Raw genomic sequence first — 891 nt, 5'->3', positions numbered from 1 at the left:
TGACCAACACCACCCAGGATGCGGCCTATAGCTACACCTTGGTGGCGACGGACAGCGACGTGGGCGACAGTCTCACTTTAAGCGCAGTGACCTTGCCAAGTTGGCTGAACTTCAATACGGCTACGGGCGTGCTGAGTGGTACGCCAACTAACGCTAACGTTGGCAGTTATGCGGTATTGCTACGCGCCACGGATGTGGATGGCTTAACCGCAGACCAGAGCTTTACGATAGTGGTGGCGAACGTTAATGATGCACCGACTATCAGTTCAACCGCACTCACCAGTGCCACTCAAGATGCGGCCTATAGCTACACCTTGGTCGCAACAGACAGCGACGTGGGCGACAGTCTCACTTTAAGCGCAGTGACCTTGCCAAGTTGGCTGAACTTCAATACGGCGACGGGCGTGCTGAGTGGTACCCCAACTAACGCTAACGTGGGTAGCTATGCGGTATTGCTACGCGCCACGGATGTAGATGGCTTAACCGCAGACCAGAGCTTTACGATAGTGGTGGCGAACGTTAATGATGCACCGACTATCAGTTCAACGGCAATCACGAGTGCGACCCAGGATGCGGCCTATAGCTACACCTTGGTCGCAACAGACAGCGACGTGGGCGACAGTCTCACTTTAAGCGCAGTGACCTTGCCAAGTTGGCTGAACTTCAATACGGCCACGGGCGTGCTGAGTGGTACCCCAACTAACGCGAACGTGGGTAGCTATGCGGTGGTGTTACGCGCCACGGATGTGGATGGCTTAACCGCAGACCAGAGCTTTACGATAGTGGTGGCGAACGTTAATGATGCACCGACTATCAGTTCAACGGCAATCACGAGTGCGACCCAGGATGCGGCCTATAGCTACACCTTAGTGGCGACGGACAGCGACGTGG

1 protein-coding gene is annotated in these 891 nt (G+C 55.4%); it reads left to right on the top strand.

The genetic code is table 11. From position 1 onward, the window contains the following. Positions 1–891, top strand: an 891-nt coding sequence (locus B5P39_RS24355) for a putative Ig domain-containing protein (protein ID WP_176400032.1), incomplete at both ends; no start/stop codon positions are given.

The sequence above is a fragment of the Shewanella sp. Shew256 genome (assembly GCF_002196695.1).
Lineage (GTDB): Bacteria > Pseudomonadota > Gammaproteobacteria > Enterobacterales > Shewanellaceae > Shewanella > Shewanella mangrovisoli.
This window is presented reverse-complemented; position numbering and strand designations above follow the sequence as displayed.